We start from the raw sequence: 13,413 nt of genomic DNA on the forward strand, positions 1-13,413 counted from the left end.
GTATTATGTCCTAACGAACTCAAAATGAGGTACATTATGACAACCATTAAAGTGACACCCGAACATCTTATAGCTGTCTCTAAGAAGTTTGAGCTTGCGCTGCAAACGGTGATGCAGATGAATAGTAAGTTATCGCAGCATATCTCGTTTATGGAACGATTCTGGGAGGGCATAACGAAGGAGCAATTCTATTACAGATTTCAAACATCCCAGAAGAATATGAATGAATTTGTTACACTTACAGATTCTATTGCAAAAGAATTGCGCCATCATGCAGATAAGTTTAGATTAACTGATTTATTGGAAACAGGTAATATTGACGCCAGTTGTTTACCACCTCCACCTAATTCATGTTCTGTTCCTGCTCCAGATACTCGAAATGCTTTCCAAAAATCGGCGGATACTTTAGCAGAGCTTGGTCAGGATTTTGTAGTAGCTAATTCAGAACGATATGAGAAAAAATTTGATTCATTCTGGAGCTTCATGGATTATATGACGTACGGTATTCCAAAAGGAATGTATCAAGGGTACATGGAACGAGCAGCCAAACAAAACGATTCATGGAATGACATGCTCAATTTCGGTACATTTGGAGTAACAGGCATGATTCAGGGTGCATTCAATCCTACCAATGCGTGGTCAAAGGAACACTGGGCTAATATGATTGGTACAGCAGGATTGATGATAGGTTCTACGTCGACCAAAGCACTGATTAAGCCCAAAAATCTTTTGGAGGGATCCGTTAAGTATGAAGGCGCTAAAAGTACGAGCAATATCTTAAAAGATAGTGAACAGCACCCTGCTCTTGGAAGAGAGTTTTATAGAGATATTGGTGAAGAATTTAGAAAAAATCCCGATGATCCTTTAAAAGAAGTTATTGGACCCGGAAGAGAGTCACATCCACAAGAATGGAATAAAATTATTGACGAATTACATTCAGAGGGAGTAGAAGTTATATATAAAGGCAACACAATGGCTTATTCCCCTAGCAAAGGTGGGCCCGGCCAACTAATAATAGATGAAGACGCTTCTATAGGAGCATTAATTCATGAGTATACTCATTACCTGGACGATTCAAAGCATGGATTCCCCGGAATGAGTTACCATTTTCAAACAATAAATCGTGTGAAAATGGAATTAAATGCATATATGAGAGAAATAAAAATTGCCGAAGATTTGGGACGTAATGATATTGCAAATATGTTATTTGAAAATTATATTCAAGAAAGAAAATTACTAACAAGTCATTTAAAATAATTCAGGAGGAATAAAATGAATATAGTAAAAAAATTAGAAGAAGGAAAATGTTCAATAGATGAGTTAGAAAATTTGCTAGAAGAAAAAAACCCCATAGTTTTATATCATGCAATGACACATATCGGAAAAGAAGGCATTCGTGCAGAGGAAATATTAAAAAAATTAAATGAATTGTCTTTAAAAAGGGAACCTCAAGATAAGCTTTTAGGTACCTATAAGGTGGGAGACTTAGCAATCGCTACTATGATAAAACTTGGAGAAAAAGAAGATGAGATAACTGGTTTTGAAATTTTAGATGAATTCGAAAAAAAGATGCTTTTCCGTCTGTTTGAAGAAGTCGAGTGGTAAGTCTCCTGTTCATCTAGATAAATGTACTCAGTTCAAAACTTATTTCACCTCGAACGCTGAGGAGAAATAAGTTTTTGATATTAGGAAATATTGGTGCATACGCGCAGTCGGCGAACACTTGGGATGAACGTCCCGGGATTATTCATTCTGGGCTCAATGTTTTTTTCGACAAACACTAATGATAGAAGGAGATAAAGGCGTGAACGGTGTTTTATCCCAGTCCGAATATTGATTTTCGATACAAAAGCCGGGGCTCGTTAATAAACGCTGAAGCGTGTCATTATCAGTAAAGCGACATGCAATTCGAGAAGTTGTTTTCTTCGATCCCCAATCACGAAACGTCGCCCAGTGCATGATCTGGTTACTTGAATCATACAACTGTGTCCCAGAAACCTTGACTTTAATTCCATCCTTATCGATAAAATTTCCCCAGATGCTTTCCTCTTGATTGGATAAATATACTTTCAAGGGGGTTCGGGTTTCAAAAACAAACAACCCATTTGGCTCTAGGTGCTTGTAGGCGGTTTCGAGTGAGGCTCGTTGACCCTCATCGCTCAAAAATGCCTGGAATGCATTTTCTGTCGAATATATCATGGAAAAACGCTTTTCGGATCGAATGTACGAGCACCAGCTTCAATAAAATCCACAGGCAAACCTTGAGCTTTAACCCGCGCATATTCAAGCATTGATGAAGAAATATCAGTACCTGTTATATGTATCCCTATTTTGATAAGTGAATGGTTGTCAATCCTGTACCACACCCGAGTTCCAGAACCTCGCCTGATTGAGTTAAGCGTTAGCTCAAATTTCAACTTCAATAGCTGAGAAGAAAAATATTGGCATATGCATTGGAAATTCAGTATCTTCCGATCTCGTTAAAGTGGGGTCTTGTATTTACAGTTTCGAGGGTTAATCAATTTGTTGTATTATGAAAGATCTAGAAAGAATTGAACCATATAAATTTTCTTAATAGTATTGTTCACCGCCAACGGAAGCAGCAATCATTAATTCTTATTGAATTTTTGTGATAGTCGCTACATGGAGGCATCTCACATAACTGAAAAAACCGGACCCTTTCGATCTACAAGGGAATCCAGTTTTGATATCGTAACTAAGAGTAAATTTTATAATCCTTTGCTAAGTCCTAATAGCTGGTCATTAACTTCTACATTACTTAATCCCCCGTGATAACAAACCACCGATGCAATGTCGAGATCCAAGTACTTTTTCAATGAGAGTCGAGCTTCACTTATATTAGGTGTAGTCGGAGCATGAATTCCTCTGAGAATCCCGTTTTCGCTGTACATCGAATCACCAGCAATGAGAATCTTACTTTGCTTCAAATAAAGGCTGATATGACCAGGGGTATGCCCAGGCGTATGGATGACTCGAATTGTTCCGCAAAACGGCAGTTCCTGACCATCTATTAAGGTATTGTCCACTCTGCCCTTCGGGGGATTCTCAAGGTGACCATCTTTTAAAAGAGGGAGTTCCCCTTGAATATACGGCTTATCCAGCTCATGCGCATATACTGTAATATTGTTGCCACACTCCTGCAAAATCTCAGGAAGACAACCTATATGATCCACATCCTGATGTGTCAAAATCACAGCTTTTAGTTTGCCAAACGACGCGCCTACCTTTTCCATAGCCATGCGTAAATCTTCGATTTGTCCTGGAAATCCTGTATCTACTAACACTGCCATTTCTCGATCCCACAACAGAATAGGATGAATCCTGTTCCCATGAAAATCTAGTTGAAGCATTTCCACTCCCTTTGAGATTTCCATAATACCATGCCTCCGTAAAATGAAATTTTCACCCATGCGGGTTGCCGATTCCACAAATCATGGAAGGATGGCTTAAACTTGTGGGATCGGCGATTACCTGTGATACTATGGTAGATTTATGGGGCGAATCCAACTCTGTAAGGTTGTCTTTCTTTAATATCAATGGTTACGGTGCGAATGGACGTAATAGGAATAACAAGCGTCTGATATTGCGTAAGGTATTTAACATACTTGTCGTCAATCTGGTCCAATACCCCGTCGCTTGCACATGTTCCGTCAATGAAATGAATAGTTACTTCCTTGCCTTGCAAACTTGCTAACATGAAATCACCTCGTATTTTTCTTGTAGTTTCTTGGCCAGAGCAGGGGATCATTAAGTCTTGTGCATACTCTACAAAGAAGTTATCACTTGATCGATGATGCCATACTCCAGTGCTTCCTGAGCAGACATGAAAAAATCCCGGTCCATGTCTTTCTCGACTTTTTCCAAAGGTTGCCCAGTCCGTTCAGCTGTGACATGGGTTGCCTTTTCACGAGTTAATAAAATTCTTTTGGCGCTGATCGCAATATCGCTGGCCTGCCCTTGTGCGCCGCCGTGCGGCTGATGGATCATAATTTCACTATTCGGTAGTGCCGAACGTTTCCCTTTGGTGCCAGCCAGCAAGAGGATCGCGCCAAACGAAGCAGCAAATCCAGTACATATCGTATGCACCTCGGGTTTGATGTACTGCATCGTATCATAAATGGCAAATCCTGCGGAAGTAGAGCCACCCGGGCTGTTGATGTACATGTAGATTTCTTTTTCCGGATCTTCTGCCGCTAGAAACAATAATTGAGCAATAATGCTGTTGGCTAATTGATCGTCGATGGCTGCTCCTACAAACACAATGCGATCCTTTAACAGTCTGGAATAGATATCGTATGATCGTTCACCTTGAGCGGTTTGCTCAACAACATAAGGAACATAAACACTCATTTTGTATACCCCCATTTTCTTGGTTCAATTGATTTCTTCTTGTAAACGAACCCAGACTGTAAAAAGATACGGAGTTTTTTTTAGAAAAACGATTTGCGTATATGGTGTAACTTCTACAACCCCTAATTCGTTTACAATGAAGGTAGCAAATGGTTTTGCTTTAGCAGAGGGCAGAATATGACTGTGGAGGAGAAGGCCTATGAACATAGATGATTCTATACAGATGACAGACAATTCAGTGAACATCCACAACTTTGACGAATTACAGGCGGTCCTGAAGCGTTACTGTCTGTCGCTTACGGAATCAAATTGGGATGCGGAAGAATTGGCTCAGAATACTTGGGTAAAAGCATTAGGAAAGTTAAACAATTTCGAACATACCAATCCCAAAGCGCTTCTGCTGCGGATTGCTAAAAACACCTGGATTGATGAGATACGGAGAAAAGCAGTCTTCACTCGGATATTGAATAGGGAACAAGCAAAAGTGACTGAAGCGGATCATGGAGCTTTTGAAATTGAGATAGCGTTGCAGTCCTTAATGAATCATCTATCACCGCTTCAGAGAACTGTCTTCCTGCTGCGAGATGTGTTCGCATTTTCGATTAGTGAAACATCCGACATACTGGGCACAACAGAGGGAGCGGTAAAAGTTGCACTTCATCGGGCACGAAAATCGTTAGGAGCAGTTCAGGAGGAACTCCTCAAAGGAGAATTATCTTTACCGGAAAGTGAAAAATCGAAAACTTTTCTAAGAGCGTTGACAGCTGCATATCAGATGGGAGATATTGCAACATTGGTTATGCTCTCTTATCAGGATGTCATGGAGCCAGATGTGATGATCGGTATCGTCAATAATAAGTTGCTCTGGAGTCACACCTCAGCAAAACAAACGAATTTCGATACCTTAAGTATGATGGCGGCGTAGTTTCTCTCATCATCGTAGTATCATAGGATAGAACCACAAAGAATATTTTGATAAGGAAGACAACAACAGGCTGTATTAAGCGAGGATAAAGTAATGATGAAGCAAAAATTGATAATAGAGGGCATCCCGGCAATTTTGTGGGGTGGTGACAATGGGATGACATTAGTGTTTTCGCTTGTAGCATGGGTGCGTATTTTAGTTTGCTTGCTTATAATCATTTCCCACTTAGACAATGTCTGTTTCTTTCTCCGGTGCTAGATATGGAGAGAATAATCAAAAATATGATGACATGGTTCAGTGTTAGCGACGATAAATTAAAAGTTGAAAAAGAAATATCTACACCCATTGGGCAAACACTTGATTGGGATTATTATTGCTATGTTAAAACACATCCAATTGATACATGGAATAAGCCAACTGCCATTCTTTATGGCTCTGAAGATGACTTGTCTGAATATGATGTTATATACACGTTTGCAAGCCGATTTCATTGCCAGTTAAAAGTGATGGAACATGGAAAGCATTATTTTCACACCAAAGAGCAACTGCAATTTTATAGACAGTGGTTGAAAGAACATGTAACCGCAAAATAAGTATCATGGGAAGCAAGGAGTTGATCTCACTACTTCCCATATAATTGGTGAAAAGAAAATAGGGAGGAGATGCCTGTTCGTGAGTTGCTTCAAATGACTTCTATTGATAACGATGCAAGAAGCCATCAACTAAATTGGCATTTGTCATCTGCATTACAGATTGATCTTCCAGTTCCTCGGCCATATCATCATCCGTCATGGACACGAAAAAAATAATATCTTCTTTGGATTGGCCGAATTGAGTAAAAAGTACATCGTCGGTTTCTTTAACTACCTTGGCCATAATTTTTATCATTTCATCTTTATAATCCAACACATTTTCGGTTGCATACAGAAATTTGCTAATATGATTGAGATGTGTTGTATCGCCATATTGATATTCGCTTAATCCCCATCTGTAATAATTTTCATCTTCCTTGTTGTCGCACAGGCCTTCGGCTTTCATGTTTGTGACATGTCTTTCCTCAAATTCATTCAGAAAATTGTTCATCTGGTTCATATACTCCTTTGTGAGTTTTATGCTTGTTTATATTTTACATCATTAGCTCGATGCAGTGCAGCCTACTGTTATTCTCTTTTTATTTCTGTAGAGACAGTCAAGGATCTTCATAGTCAACGAATGTCACTCAGAAAAAATGTTTTGAAAATCCTTACTTTGTTTTAAGAAAATTGCTATAATTGTTAGATCAGTGTGTAGAGATATTGGTACTAGTTTTAATGACCAAAAATATATGTCGCATGATACGTCTACCATCTGAAATATTTTTATTTCGGAGGGAAACAACATGTATAAGGAAGAAAGACTGCCTCAAAACGCAAAAGAAGGTATATTATTTTTATTGATTATTTCAATTATTTCAGTAAACACGATCGCCCCGATTATTATGGGCCTGGAATGCGGCTTTAGTACAGAAAATTATTTAGAAACGCTAAAGATTATTCCGTTTATGTGGATTATCGTTGTTTTGTTAGTAAGATTGGTTGCTGGACCATTAGTGGGTAAAGTGTTACCAAAACTCGTAGGACAAACAGATGGATTTAATGCTAGAGTATTATTGAATACTTTATTGAATGTCACGGTCTTATCTATTCTTCTAACCATTATAGGAACTTGGGTGGGTACGAAACAAATAAGCCTAGAACCTTTTCAGAACTTCTTTCATAGTTGGTTTAGAAATTTTGGTGTAGCATTTTGGATTGAGCTATTGGTTGCTCAGCCCATAGCAAGATTTGCAATGAAAAAAATACACGCAAGACAGGCTAGCCAAGCAGGGAGTGTAAATCCGTAATAACTAGTAGATTGATTAAAAATAATGTAATTAAAAAAACGCATAACAATGTGGTTTTTCGTCAATCGGTAAAGTTACAAACCATGTAAAAAAGCGCTGGTCCCAGGCTGGACCAGCGCTTTTTCGCGTTTCGGATTACGAACTATCGTTAGGTCAAGCAGGCCGGGTTAGCGACTTATTTTCTAAAATGACGCATTCCCGACTGTTTGTCTTTATTCTTACTGGGCCGTTAAAATCAGTGGGCCGTCCTGTGTAACTGCGATCGTATGTTCATATTGTGCCGACAACTTGCCGTCGGCCGTTCTCGCCGTCCATTGATCGTCGTCGATCGTAATACGGAACGTACCTTCGTTGATCATCGGTTCAATGGTAAACACCATGCCTTCCTTTAACCGAATGCCTTTACCAGCTATGCCGATATGCTCGTAGCTCGGCTCCTCGTGCAGGCTCCGCCCGATCCCGTGCGCGAGCAGATCGCGTACGACCGAAAACCCGTTTGCTTCCGCATGCTGTTGAATCGCCGACGTTATGTCGCCGAGCCGTCCTCCGGGGAGTGCTCGGGCGATCCCCAGATCCAAGCATTCCTTTGTCACCCTCATTAATTTTTGCGCCTCCGGTCGGATATTGCCCACCGCATAGCACCAGCACGAATCGCCGAACCATCCGCCGTATTCCACGACGATATCGAGCTTCAGCAAGTCGCCGTCCATAAGCACCTGGTTCGAAGGAATGCCGTGGGCCACCACATCGTTGACAGAAATGCAGGTTTCGGCAGGGAAACCGTTGTATCCTTTTGTAAACTGCTTGCCGCCCAGCTTGGTGATATGTCTGGCAACAAAGTCATTGATTTCCCGGGTGGTGATCCCAGGCTCGATCAGTTTAACCACCTCGCGGTAGCAGTCCGCAACGATCTGGCTCGCCGGTCTCATTTCTTCGATTTCTCTTGGTGATTTTAAAATGATCATTTTTGATGATTCGCTCCTTATCCATTCTATAATTTTAAAAACCGGGCGATATCCCTGGCCTCCTCGTGCAGCTTTCCGCGACGAAGCGAAAGCGAGGCGCAGCCGACCAAGGCGGCCAGCAGCATTTCCGCGTGGTGTAGCCGATACGGCGACTCTGCCGCATTTTCGCCGGAAGCGGCAACCTCGTCCACCGCACGCCCAGTCTCCAGCAAAGCGGCAAGCGGCGCGAGCACCTCCCGGCGAAAAGCGGCCGAGAGTGGGGCCGAGCGCGCTTCAGGCAGCGAGGCAAAGCCCTCACCGGCCAGCTTATGCAGCAGGTACAGGGCGTGGTCCTCCGCCCAAAGCTGCAGCAGCCGGACGCCGGCGGCGGCGACGGGGCCAAGCTCTGCGGCAGCGGCCGTTTCGCGGCTTTTGCTTTGGGAATCCGCGGCAGACGTGTTCCCGATATCTGCCGCCACAGCCAAGCCGAAATGCCCGCGCGCCGGCGCCTGCCCCGAAGCCGAAGCACGCGGGGCCTCCAACCATCCCCCGGACCGCTCCAACGCGTCCCATAGCAGATCGTGGAGCAGATCACCCTTATTGCCGTAATAATGGTATACCGTGCCATAGCCGAGTCCCGCCTGCACGGCCACATCACGGATTTCCAGTAAAGGCCCTTTATTCAAAAACACATCGGCAGTGGCTTTCCGGATTTGTGCCAGTCGCCGCAGCCGGATCTCTTCGTTTTGTTCCTTCGTTCGTGGAGACATCTCGTCCGTTCACCTCTTTTGTTTTTGACCTACTCTTATGTCAATATAAAACATCGGCTTACGAATAACAAGAGTCGAGCAAAAAAAGCGTCCCGACAGCACCTCGTAAATGGATGAAGATCAGGTGAGCAGAGTTATGCTATACTTGCGAAGTAAAAGGGGGTGCCTACTGATGGAGAATCTATTGGGATTGTCTGTGACTTCTTACACTCATGCAAAGCCAATTATTGAGAAAGCGTTACTTTGTATGGGGCGAAACAATTTTTTAACGCTGAACAAGCTTTTTTAATATTTTTGGCTTTGCACCTTATTTTAAAAAATCAAAATAAGGAGCGAGCAAAATTGAGATATACGAATGCTACAAAAGTTTTACCTCAAAAACTAATTATGGAAATTCAAAAATATGTTCAAGGAGAGACTCTGTATATTCCTAAGCCAAAAACGGAATATATGGATTGGGGCAGTTTGAGTGGCGGGAGAAGGTTGCTTGAACAGCGAAATGCCGCGATCAGAAATGCTTTTCAAAATCGTAGCAGTATTGAGCAATTAGCTAAGGAGTTTTTTCTCTCTACCGAAACCATTAAGAAAATTGTGTATTCACATAAAAAGTAGAGGGATACACCAGTGAATATCGATCGATACCCTATGAAGTGAACAAAAAAACACCTAATTTGCAAAGTAGCGTGATGCTATACTCGCGTCAATAAATTTAATTTTGGCCTCATAACATGATGGACTTAGGGCGTGACCGGATGATCGCGGTGAAAAACCAATCCGGTCACGTTTTTTTGTTTGGCAAAAGATTGGATTGCACCTCATTTTTTCATTATTGTTTTTATGTCGAAAATGATTCTAACTCGTTGTTTTCATTTATAAAGCTTATTTTAATCTTTAAAATATGAATATAAACGACAGCAACAACGGATTTGGAACGGTGCCGATTCTGAATAAATGAAGGGAAACATGTGTTGATTCATTGTCACTGAAACAAGAAAGTGGGGGAACGACTACCATGGGGGAGCAAAAAAGTAGAAGTAGATATCTGATTGATCCAGAAATTATCAGGTCAGTTGATTTAATACCAACAACCGATCTTACCAAATCTACACTAATGGAAGCACGTAAAAACCAATCTCAAATGATGCAACCATTAGATGTAACGCAGATGTTCCCTGTTACATTGGAAAAAAAGGTTGTGCCAAGTTATTTTAGTGGTCCAGATATTCAAATAGAAATCATTAAGCCTAAACAATCAAAGCATAATAAGATGCCTCTGTATTATTCCATACACGGAGGCGGGATGGTCTTAGGAAGTCCAGTCGTGGATCGTCCTGCTAATGCAGCTCTTGCTGCAGAACAAGGTTTCTGTTGTGTATCTGTGTACTATCGCCTAGCGCCAGAGCATGTACAGCCAAGTCAGTTACAGGATTGTTATTCGGGCCTAAAATGGTGTATTGAACATGCGGAAGAGTTAGAGATAGATACTCAGAAAGTTGCCGTCGGGGGCAGTAGCGCTGGTGGTGGTTTGGCGGCTGGCTTAGCTTTGTACATTCGCGATCAGAAGGAATTCGAAATCCATCATCTAAGATTAATGAGGCCAATGCTAGATGACCGCACAAGTATCGCGCCGGAGCATCCATACGCAGGAGAGTTTATTTGGACAAAACAAAGTAATTATTTTGGCTGGAAATCTGTATTGGGGATTGAACCGGGTTCTGAGGAGGTAAGTGAGTATTATGTGCCAGCCCGTGCAAAGTCATTGGCCGGGTTACCACCGACTTATATAAATATAGGTACCGTTGATTTATTTATTGATGAAGCCTTATCTTTTGCTAAACAACTGGTCTTTGATGGTGTCTTAGTGGAATTACATGTTTATCCCGGATACCATCATATGTCTCCCGCTTTTCCAGATGCGCATTTTTCAAAAGAAGGGACCAGAACAAGTGAACACGCCTTACTGAAAGCTCTGAACATATTTGATATAAACGCTAATGAGTATAATGCTAAAGGCTAATAAGGTACGATTGCAGTAAACAAAGCACTGTTGGAGAATATCCGACGGTGCTTTTTCATACCTACTTATGATCTGAATAAATAATTTATTGATAGATTCGGTTGAGAGTCATTATCTTTTTTCTGTTCTTCCGACTTTTACCACCCATTTAGGGTAAAATAATACCAAGCATAAAATCCAACTACGGAAGTGGTGATGCCCCATGTCAACGAGCAGCAAACCGAATAGATTAGCCAAAGAAAATTCACCGTACCTATTACAACATGCTTACAATCCGGTAAACTGGTTCCCTTGGTCAGATGAAGCTTTTGAAATTGCTAAGCGTGATAACAAGCCTATTTTCTTGTCGATTGGCTATTCAACTTGTCATTGGTGCCATGTAATGGAGAGAGAATCTTTCGAGGATGAAGAGGTAGCTGAGGTATTAAACCGGGATTACGTATCCATTAAAGTGGATCGAGAGGAACGTCCGGATGTGGATCATATCTATATGTCTATCTGTGAGACGATGACGGGGCATGGGGGCTGGCCGCTGACGATTTTGATGACGCCGGATCAGAAGCCTTTTTTTGCGGGTACGTATTTGCCCAAGGAGCAGAAGTTTGGGCGTGTCGGACTTTTGGAGTTGCTGGGTAAGGTGGGAATCCGCTGGAAAGAACAGCCGGATGAGCTGATGGAGCTGAGTGAGCAGGTACTTACCGAGCATGAACGACAGGACTTGCTTGCAGGTTATCGCGGTGAACTGGATGAGCAGTGCTTGAATAAAGCTTTCCATGAATACAGCCACACCTTCGATCATGAATATGGTGGCTTCGGAGAAGCGCCGAAGTTTCCCTCTCCACATAACTTGTCTTTTCTGCTGCGATATGCACAACATACGGGGAATCAACAGGCATTGGAAATGGTAGAGAAGACGCTGGATGCGATGTCACGGGGCGGAATCTACGACCATGTAGGCATGGGATTCTCAAGGTACTCAGTGGACGAGAAATGGTTGGTGCCGCATTTTGAAAAAATGCTGTATGACAATGCTTTGTTGGCCATCACGTATACAGAGGCTTGGCAGGTGACAGGCAAGAGACTGTATCGACAAATCACTGAACAAATTTTTACATATATCGCAAGAGACATGACGGATGTAGGTGGTGCCTTTTATTCGGCAGAGGACGCGGATTCTGAAGGAGAAGAGGGTAGATTTTACGTCTGGAGCGACTCTGAGATAAAGGCTGTATTGGGCGATGAGGATGCCTCTTTTTTCAACGACTTGTACGGAATCACACCTTACGGTAATTTTGAAGGTCACAACATTCCAAACCTGATTGATATCAATTTAGAAGCCTACGGGAACAAGCATGACTTGACCGAGCCAGAACTGGAGCAGCGGGTCAGTGAGCTAAAGGACAAGCTGTTTACTGCCAGGGAGCAGCGGGTTCATCCTCAGAAGGATGACAAGATTTTGACCTCGTGGAACGGGTTGATGATTGCTGCTTTGGCCAAGGCGGGGCAAGCTTTTGGAGATACCAGATATACAGAGCAAGCTCGAAAGGCAGAGACGTTCTTGTGGAACCATTTGAGACGGGAAGACGGACGCCTATTGGCACGGTATCGGGATGGTCAGGCAGCTTACCTCGGCTACGTAGATGATTATGCTTTTTATGTGTGTGGGTTGATTGAGTTGTACCAGGCGACCTTCGATGTACAATATCTGCAGCGGGCACTGACGCTTAATCAGAATATGATTGATCTTTTTTGGGATGAAGAACGGGACGGGTTATTCTTTACCGGATCAGATAGCGAACAATTGATATCCAGACCCAAAGAAATTTATGATGGTGCGATTCCGTCGGGTAACAGCATTGCGGCCCATAATTTTGTGCGACTTGCGCGGCTAACGGGGGAAACTCGATTGGAAGACTATGCTGTCAAGCAGTTTAAGGCTTTTGGCGGGATGGTTGCTCATTACCCCTCAGGCCACTCAGCGCTGCTCAGCGCGTTGTTGTATGCGACGGGAAAGACGAGTGAGATTGTCATTGTAGGTCAAAGGAATGATCCGCAGACTGCCCAGTTCGTTCAGGAGGTTCAAGCTGGTTTTAGGCCAAATATGGTTGTTATTTTTAAGGATAAAGGACAGCCGGAGATTGCAGAAATAGCTCCTTATATCCATGATTACGATCTTGTGGATGGCAAACCAGCCGTATATGTATGTGAACATTTTGCCTGTCAGGCACCTGTCACCCATATCGACGACCTTAAGGCTATGCTGGATAGAATAGAATAAAGCGAATTTAATCCCCTTGCGGGTGGAGCATATGGTGATTTTCGATCAATGACCTTATGTGTGCCACCTTCAAGGGGATTATTTTATGTAAAGAGGTAGGTATAGTGTAGTGAAACTAACATTTTCTTAACATCTACATTGCATTTTTTTTAATAATTTTTAGGTATATTATATCAAAGAACCGGTTCCGTTCAGCCTTGTGGCGCTCAAAAATAAGTACATATAC

14 protein-coding genes and 1 pseudogene are annotated in these 13,413 nt (G+C 42.3%); 8 read left to right on the top strand and 7 right to left on the bottom strand.

The window, feature by feature from the left end; all coding sequences use genetic code 11:
• Positions 1–36 precede the first annotated feature (36 nt).
• Both ACH59B_RS11885 and ACH59B_RS11890 read left to right on the top strand, forming a co-directional pair.
• Positions 37–1,257 (top strand): WXG100 family type VII secretion target, encoded by a 1,221-nt coding sequence (locus ACH59B_RS11885; RefSeq protein WP_045245190.1) that lies wholly within the window; start codon positions 37–39, stop codon positions 1,255–1,257.
• Between the two features lie 15 nt (positions 1,258–1,272).
• Positions 1,273–1,605 (top strand): hypothetical protein, encoded by a 333-nt coding sequence (locus tag ACH59B_RS11890; protein ID WP_017428546.1) that lies wholly within the window; start codon positions 1,273–1,275, stop codon positions 1,603–1,605.
• A 153-nt stretch (positions 1,606–1,758) separates the two neighbouring features.
• Here the strand turns inward: ACH59B_RS11890 and ACH59B_RS11895 are convergent, their stop codons facing one another.
• The 4 genes from ACH59B_RS11895 to clpP all read right to left on the bottom strand — a co-directional run bounded on the left by ACH59B_RS11895 (position 1,759) and on the right by clpP (position 4,371).
• Positions 1,759–2,199 carry a hypothetical protein gene (locus ACH59B_RS11895; RefSeq protein ID WP_017428547.1) on the bottom strand — a complete coding sequence of 147 codons (441 nt, stop codon included), beginning with the start codon at positions 2,197–2,199 and terminating at the stop codon, positions 1,759–1,761.
• 530 nt (positions 2,200–2,729) lie between these two features.
• A complete protein-coding gene (locus ACH59B_RS11900) occupies positions 2,730–3,395 on the bottom strand; it encodes an MBL fold metallo-hydrolase (protein WP_045245189.1) in 666 nt (221 codons plus the stop codon).
• Between the two features lie 116 nt (positions 3,396–3,511).
• Positions 3,512–3,718 carry a hypothetical protein gene (locus ACH59B_RS11905; protein WP_044786524.1) on the bottom strand — a complete coding sequence of 69 codons (207 nt, stop codon included), beginning with the start codon at positions 3,716–3,718 and terminating at the stop codon, positions 3,512–3,514.
• A gap of 68 nt (positions 3,719–3,786) precedes the next feature.
• Entirely contained in the window at positions 3,787–4,371 is a 585-nt protein-coding gene (clpP, locus tag ACH59B_RS11910; RefSeq protein WP_126666718.1) for an ATP-dependent Clp endopeptidase proteolytic subunit ClpP, read from the bottom strand.
• 199 nt (positions 4,372–4,570) lie between these two features.
• Here clpP and ACH59B_RS11915 point away from each other — a divergent pair, with 199 nt between their 5' ends.
• On the top strand, positions 4,571–5,296 hold the full coding sequence (locus ACH59B_RS11915; protein WP_404303827.1) for an RNA polymerase sigma factor: 726 nt from the start codon (positions 4,571–4,573) through the stop codon (positions 5,294–5,296).
• A gap of 149 nt (positions 5,297–5,445) precedes the next feature.
• Positions 5,446–5,889: pseudogene (locus ACH59B_RS11920) on the top strand (alpha/beta hydrolase); the annotation flags it as partial.
• A 100-nt stretch (positions 5,890–5,989) separates the two neighbouring features.
• Here ACH59B_RS11920 and ACH59B_RS11925 read toward each other — a convergent pair.
• Positions 5,990–6,379, bottom strand: a complete 390-nt coding sequence (locus ACH59B_RS11925) for a DUF4303 domain-containing protein (RefSeq protein WP_404303829.1) — start codon at positions 6,377–6,379, stop codon at positions 5,990–5,992.
• 295 nt (positions 6,380–6,674) lie between these two features.
• On the opposite strand from ACH59B_RS11925, the gene ACH59B_RS11930 reads away from it, so the two are divergent.
• Positions 6,675–7,178 (top strand): hypothetical protein, encoded by a 504-nt coding sequence (locus ACH59B_RS11930; RefSeq protein ID WP_404303831.1) that lies wholly within the window; start codon positions 6,675–6,677, stop codon positions 7,176–7,178.
• A gap of 218 nt (positions 7,179–7,396) precedes the next feature.
• Here the strand turns inward: ACH59B_RS11930 and map are convergent, their stop codons facing one another.
• Together map and ACH59B_RS11940 are read right to left on the bottom strand one after the other, a co-directional pair.
• Positions 7,397–8,143, bottom strand: a complete 747-nt coding sequence (map, locus tag ACH59B_RS11935) for a type I methionyl aminopeptidase (protein ID WP_404303833.1) — start codon at positions 8,141–8,143, stop codon at positions 7,397–7,399.
• A gap of 26 nt (positions 8,144–8,169) precedes the next feature.
• Positions 8,170–8,892 carry a TetR/AcrR family transcriptional regulator gene (locus ACH59B_RS11940; protein WP_404303835.1) on the bottom strand — a complete coding sequence of 241 codons (723 nt, stop codon included), beginning with the start codon at positions 8,890–8,892 and terminating at the stop codon, positions 8,170–8,172.
• A gap of 342 nt (positions 8,893–9,234) precedes the next feature.
• Between ACH59B_RS11940 and ACH59B_RS11945 the strand changes: the two genes are divergently transcribed.
• The 3 genes from ACH59B_RS11945 to ACH59B_RS11955 all read left to right on the top strand — a co-directional run bounded on the left by ACH59B_RS11945 (position 9,235) and on the right by ACH59B_RS11955 (position 13,187).
• Positions 9,235–9,504, top strand: a complete 270-nt coding sequence (locus ACH59B_RS11945) for a CD3324 family protein (protein WP_025364821.1) — start codon at positions 9,235–9,237, stop codon at positions 9,502–9,504.
• Positions 9,505–9,904: 400 nt separating this feature from the next.
• Positions 9,905–10,909, top strand: a complete 1,005-nt coding sequence (locus ACH59B_RS11950; protein ID WP_045245183.1) for an alpha/beta hydrolase — start codon at positions 9,905–9,907, stop codon at positions 10,907–10,909.
• 202 nt (positions 10,910–11,111) lie between these two features.
• Positions 11,112–13,187, top strand: coding sequence for a thioredoxin domain-containing protein (locus ACH59B_RS11955; protein WP_404303837.1), 2,076 nt, complete (start codon positions 11,112–11,114; stop codon positions 13,185–13,187).
• Positions 13,188–13,413 lie beyond the last annotated feature (226 nt).

Origin of the sequence: Paenibacillus sp. DP01, assembly GCF_044784315.1 — a bacterium.
Lineage (GTDB): Bacteria > Bacillota > Bacilli > Paenibacillales > Paenibacillaceae > Paenibacillus > Paenibacillus polymyxa.

What these genes read in the sequence shown, in the direction of transcription:
- ACH59B_RS11885 (WP_045245190.1), top strand. Translation starts at nt 37, where the DNA reads ATGACAACCATTAAAGTGACACCCGAACATCTTATAGCTGTCTCTAAG.
- ACH59B_RS11890 (WP_017428546.1), top strand. Translation starts at nt 1,273, where the DNA reads ATGAATATAGTAAAAAAATTAGAAGAAGGAAAATGTTCAATAGATGAG.
- ACH59B_RS11895 (WP_017428547.1), bottom strand. Translation starts at nt 2,199, where the DNA reads ATGATATATTCGACAGAAAATGCATTCCAGGCATTTTTGAGCGATGAG.
- ACH59B_RS11900 (WP_045245189.1), bottom strand. Translation starts at nt 3,395, where the DNA reads ATGGAAATCTCAAAGGGAGTGGAAATGCTTCAACTAGATTTTCATGGG.
- ACH59B_RS11905 (WP_044786524.1), bottom strand. Translation starts at nt 3,718, where the DNA reads ATGTTAGCAAGTTTGCAAGGCAAGGAAGTAACTATTCATTTCATTGAC.
- clpP (WP_126666718.1), bottom strand. Translation starts at nt 4,371, where the DNA reads ATGAGTGTTTATGTTCCTTATGTTGTTGAGCAAACCGCTCAAGGTGAA.
- ACH59B_RS11915 (WP_404303827.1), top strand. Translation starts at nt 4,571, where the DNA reads ATGAACATAGATGATTCTATACAGATGACAGACAATTCAGTGAACATC.
- ACH59B_RS11925 (WP_404303829.1), bottom strand. Translation starts at nt 6,379, where the DNA reads ATGAACAATTTTCTGAATGAATTTGAGGAAAGACATGTCACAAACATG.
- ACH59B_RS11930 (WP_404303831.1), top strand. Translation starts at nt 6,675, where the DNA reads ATGTATAAGGAAGAAAGACTGCCTCAAAACGCAAAAGAAGGTATATTA.
- map (WP_404303833.1), bottom strand. Translation starts at nt 8,143, where the DNA reads ATGATCATTTTAAAATCACCAAGAGAAATCGAAGAAATGAGACCGGCG.
- ACH59B_RS11940 (WP_404303835.1), bottom strand. Translation starts at nt 8,892, where the DNA reads ATGTCTCCACGAACGAAGGAACAAAACGAAGAGATCCGGCTGCGGCGA.
- ACH59B_RS11950 (WP_045245183.1), top strand. Translation starts at nt 9,905, where the DNA reads ATGGGGGAGCAAAAAAGTAGAAGTAGATATCTGATTGATCCAGAAATT.
- ACH59B_RS11955 (WP_404303837.1), top strand. Translation starts at nt 11,112, where the DNA reads ATGTCAACGAGCAGCAAACCGAATAGATTAGCCAAAGAAAATTCACCG.